Origin of the sequence: Sphingomonas sp. 66-10 (assembly GCF_001897045.1) — a bacterium.
GTDB lineage: Bacteria > Pseudomonadota > Alphaproteobacteria > Sphingomonadales > Sphingomonadaceae > Sphingomonas > Sphingomonas lycopersici.
Genome location: NZ_MKRR01000162.1, coordinates 8,135 through 9,516 on the forward strand (window position 1 = coordinate 8,135; position 1,382 = coordinate 9,516).

Annotated in this window: 2 protein-coding genes; both read left to right on the plus strand. The window is 67.8% G+C overall.

Annotated elements, in window-relative coordinates:
* Window positions 1-359 precede the first annotated feature (359 nt).
* Window positions 360-743, plus strand: a complete 384-nt coding sequence (locus BGN95_RS25390; RefSeq protein WP_286774404.1) for a helix-turn-helix domain-containing protein — start codon at window positions 360-362, stop codon at window positions 741-743.
* On the plus strand, window positions 740-1,382 hold a 643-nt coding region (locus BGN95_RS25395), incomplete at its 3' end, for a VIT domain-containing protein (RefSeq protein ID WP_286774405.1). The genes BGN95_RS25390 and BGN95_RS25395, both read left to right, overlap by 4 nt.

Here is a 1,382-nt window from a genome sequence, read left to right on the forward strand (position 1 = left end):
GCCGATATCGGCGCGGGCGTCGAAGCCGCCGGCAAGGGCATTGGTCGCGGCAAAAGGTTCGGTCGTTTCCTGCGATCGGTTTTCCCCTTCCACCTGGGTCGCGGTGTTCGAGCTGTCCGATGGCCGATTGCACCCCGACAGCAAGGCGATGGTCAGCAGCGCCAGACGCATCTTCATCCGACTCGTCCCCTATCTCTTTTGACAAAACTATTGTTGCAAGAAGCCGCGAACGTGGCAAGGGAAAATATGCGCACCGTCGCCGCCCAAGTTGCTTTTCACAAATCATGTGTTAAAAGGGGTCGATGGCGATGCTGGAATGGCCGGGTCGTCCGCAAAGCGGATCGATATGCTGATATCCCATGAAACTCGATGACCTCGCCGCCGCGACAGGCGCGACGGTGCGCCAGATCCGGTTCCTGATCGGCGAAGGCTTCGTGCCCCCACCCGAGGGCGGGCGGACCTATGCCCGCTACGGCGACGCGCATGTCAAGGCGATCCGGCGGTTCCAACGCCTCAAGGATCTCGGCTTTCCCAACGCGGCGATCCGGTTGCTGCTCGACGCCCGCGAAGGCGTGCCCGTCCCGGTCGTCGAAGGTGTGACGCTGGTCATCGCACCCGAGCTTCTGGGCAGTGATGCGGCGGTCGATCAGATCGTCGAGCGGACGGAGGCGCGGTTGCGGTCCGCCCTGTCCAGCGGGGCGCCGAAGCCGCGCCGGCGCGCAGCGGCCGGGGGCGCAGGATGATCGAGCCGACCGGCCCCGGGCTGACCGATCCGCTGCTGCCGCTGTTGCGGCCGGCGGCGACACCTCGTCCGCCGTTGCTGCTCGACGCCACCGACATCCGGCTCCGCATCGTCCCGCCGATTGCCCGGCTGATCCTCGTGCGCACCTTCACCAATCGCGAAGCCGTACCGATCGAGGCGGTGCTGACGATGCCGCCAGCGCTCGCCGGGGCCGTCGTCCACGACATGACGGTCAGCATCGGTGACCAGCGCTGGAGCGCGCGCGCGCGTGCGCGGCGTCGCGCCGAAGCAGCCTATGACGGCGGTGCGATCGACGGGAACCGGGCGATCCTGCTGGAGGAACTGAAGCAGGGCTGGCAGGCGCTGTCGGTCGCCGGCGTCCGTCCGGGAGAGACAGTCGCGCTCCGTTTCGAAAGCGTGATCGGTCTTGGGGAGACGGGCGCGACGCTGCGCCTGTGTCCGGGTGTCGATCCCGATCGCGCCGTGCCGGCGCTGCCCGATCATCTGCTGCCGCGCCACAGCGGCGTATCGCATCCGGTCACGCTGACGATCGAAGGCGCCGATGCGATCCGGGTGCTGGCCGCCGGTCGCGATCTGCCGCCGAAGCAGCGGATCGACGGGCCGCCGATGGTGCTGGAGG

Coding starts and splice junctions, on each gene's coding strand:
- BGN95_RS25390 (WP_286774404.1), top strand. CDS start 360: ATGAAACTCGATGACCTCGCCGCCGCGACAGGCGCGACGGTGCGCCAG.